This is a genomic window from Streptomyces sp. NPDC002104, from assembly GCF_053593795.1.
Map to the genome: position 1 here is coordinate 1 of NZ_JBSFDF010000114.1, position 2,771 is coordinate 2,771.

2 protein-coding genes and 1 pseudogene are annotated in these 2,771 nt (G+C 77.9%); 2 read left to right on the plus strand and 1 reads right to left on the minus strand.

What is annotated here, in order from left to right:
- Together ACWCP2_RS38120 and ACWCP2_RS38125 are read left to right on the plus strand one after the other, a co-directional pair.
- Positions 1–129, plus strand: a 129-nt coding sequence (locus ACWCP2_RS38120) for a methionine adenosyltransferase domain-containing protein (RefSeq protein ID WP_450913123.1), incomplete at its 5' end; no start/stop codon positions are given.
- A 128-nt stretch (positions 130–257) separates the two neighbouring features.
- The gene (locus ACWCP2_RS38125) at positions 258–2,384 is read left to right on the plus strand and encodes a primosomal protein N' (protein ID WP_450913122.1); all 2,127 of its coding nucleotides are present in this window, start codon (positions 258–260) and stop codon (positions 2,382–2,384) included.
- Between the two features lie 296 nt (positions 2,385–2,680).
- Here the strand turns inward: ACWCP2_RS38125 and ACWCP2_RS38130 are convergent.
- Positions 2,681–2,771, minus strand: a pseudogene (locus tag ACWCP2_RS38130) (DUF742 domain-containing protein); the annotation flags it as partial.

Below are 2,771 nucleotides of genomic sequence, written 5' to 3' on the forward strand. Positions count from 1 at the left end.
GACCTCGACCTGCTGCGCCCGATCTACGCCCAGACCGCCGCCTACGGCCACTTCGGCCGCGAGCTGCCGGACTTCACCTGGGAGCGCACCGACCGCGTGGACGCCCTGCGCACCGCTGCCGGTCTGTAGGACCGCCGGTCCTCAGGACCCGCCAGGAGCAACCGTTCGACGGACGGCCCCGGACCCTCGTGGTCCGGGGCCGTCCGCGTGTGCGGCCCCGTCCGCCGTTGTCGGCGGGGTTTGGTAAGAATGCGGGTGTGAGCAGCACCAATGACGCGGGGGAGCGGAGCGGACCGGGCGGTCCGCCGGAGCAGCTCGCGCTGATGCGGGAGATGGTCGCCGAGGCGAAGGCCAAGGCGCCCAAGGCCAAGCCGCGGACCTGGCGCGGGGCCTCCGTCGCCGAGGAACTGCCCGTGGCCCGGGTCCTGGTCAACAAGGGCGTGCTCCACCTCGACCGGCTCTTCGACTACGCCGTGCCCGCCGAGCTCTCCGAGTCGGCCCAGCCCGGCGTCCGGGTGCGGGTCCGCTTCGGCGCCGGCTCCCACCGGGTCCACGGCGGCCGCCGCGAGGGCGGCGGGCTCATCGACGGCTTCGTCATCGAGCGCCGCGCCGAGTCCGACTACGAGGGAGCCCTCGCCGCCCTCGCCCAGGTCGTCTCGCCCGAGGTCGTCCTCGGCCCCCGCATGCTTGCCCTCGCCCGCGCCGTCGCCGACCGGTACGCCGGCAGCCTCGCCGACGTGCTCCAGCTCGCGCTGCCCGCGCGCAGCGCCCGCGCCGAGGCCAAGCCCTCGCCCGAACCGCTGCCCCCGCCCACCGCGCCCGAGCCCGCCGGCTGGGAGCGGTACGGAGCAGGCCCCGGCTTCCTGCGGGCCCTGGCGGGCGGCGGCACCCCGCGCGCCGTGTGGACCGCCCTGCCCGGCCCCGGCTGGGCCGACGAGCTGGCCCGCGCCATGGCCGCCACCCTCGCCTCCGGACGCGGCGCCCTCGCCGTGGTCCCCGACGGACGCACCGCCGCCCGCGTCGACGCGGCGCTCACCGCCCTCCTCGGCGAGGGGCGGCACGCGCTGCTCACCGCCGAGTCCGGGCCGGAGAAGCGCTACCGCGAGTGGCTGGCCGTCAGCCGCGGCTCGGTGCGGGCCGTGGTCGGCACCCGGGCCGCGATGTTCGCCCCCGTACGGGACCTCGGGCTCGTCGCCGTCTGGGACGACGGCGACTCCAGCCACAGCGACGTCCACGCCCCCTTCCCGCACGTGCGGGAGGTCCTGGAACTGCGGGCGGTCACCGACGGCTGCGGCTTCCTCGTCGGCAGCACCAGCTGCACGGTGGAGGCCGCGCAGCTCGTCGAGTCCGGCTGGGCCCGGCCGCTGGTCGCCGACCGGGAGACGGTCCGTACGTACGCGCCCCGGATCCGCACCGTCGGCGACGAGCTGCTGGCCCGCGACGGGGCCGCGCGGGCCGCCCGGCTGCCGAGCCTCGCGTGGGAGACCGTACGGGAGGGCCTGAAGACCGGGCCCGTACTCGTCCAGGTGCCCCGGCGCGGCTACGTGCCCCGGCTGGCGTGCGAGCGGTGCCGGACGCCCGCGCGGTGCACGGTCTGCGCGGGGCCGCTGGAGGCGCCCGACCAGCGGGACCTGCAGTGCGGATGGTGCGGACGGGCCGAGCCCGCCTGGCACTGCGAGGAATGCGGATCGTTCCGGCTGCGGGCCCAGGTGGTGGGCGCGCGGCGGACCGCTGAGGAGCTGGGGCGGGCCTTCCCGGCCGTGCCCGTACGGACCTCCGGGCGCGACCACATCCTGGACGAGGTCCCGGACCGGCCGGCGCTGGTGGTGTCCACCCCCGGTGCCGAGCCGGTCGCGGCGGGAGCCGGGTACGCGGCTGCGCTGCTGCTGGACGGCTGGGCCATGCTGAGCCGGCCCGACCTGCGGGCGGGCGAGGACGCGCTGCGGCGGTGGATCGCCGCGGCCTCGCTGGTCCGGGGCGACGGGCAGGTGGTGGTCGTCGCCGAGCCGACGCTGCGGCCGGTCCAGGCGCTGGTGCGGTGGGATCCCGTCGGGCACGCGGTACGGGAGCTGGCGGAGCGGGCGCAGCTCGGCTTTCCGCCGGTCTCCCGGATGGCGGCGGTGGCCGCGGGCAGCGCGGAGGCCGTCTCGGCCTTCCTGGCGGGGGCCGGGCTGCCGGCCGACGCGGAGGTGCTGGGGCCCGTGCCGGTGCCCGGGCGGCGGGGGGAGCCGTCTGCGGGGGAGCGGGCGCTGGTGCGGGTGCCGCCGGGGAGCGGGGCCGCGCTGGCGGCTGCGCTGAAGTCCGCGCAGGCGGCCCGTATGGCCCGGGGCGTCCCGGCGTCGGAGGCGGTCCGGATCCGGATCGATCCGCTGGACATCGGCTAGGCCCGGCGGGGCGGACCTGGCCCGCCCGCCCGGCCTGGCCCGCCCGCCCGCCCGGCCTGGCTCGCCCGGCTCGCCCGGCCCGTCCGGCCCGGCTCGCCCGGCCTGGACAGGCGGGCCCTGCGGGGGCTGTCCCCTACCCGCCCTTCCACCGTTCCCCGGGCTCTGCCCGGACCCCTGCCGAGTGCGGCGCCGTTCCCGGGGGCCAGCCCCGGACCCCCGCTCCTCAAACGCCGGAGGGGCTGGATTTTGGCCGGCGTCCGCTGGATTTCTGCCAGCGCCGGCAGCAATATCCAGCCTCGCTCGTACTCGTGGTCCGGGGGCAGCGCCCGTCCGTTCGTGATCACGAAGAGGGGGACTAAGGGGGAGGTCAGTTCCAGCTCTTCGTCC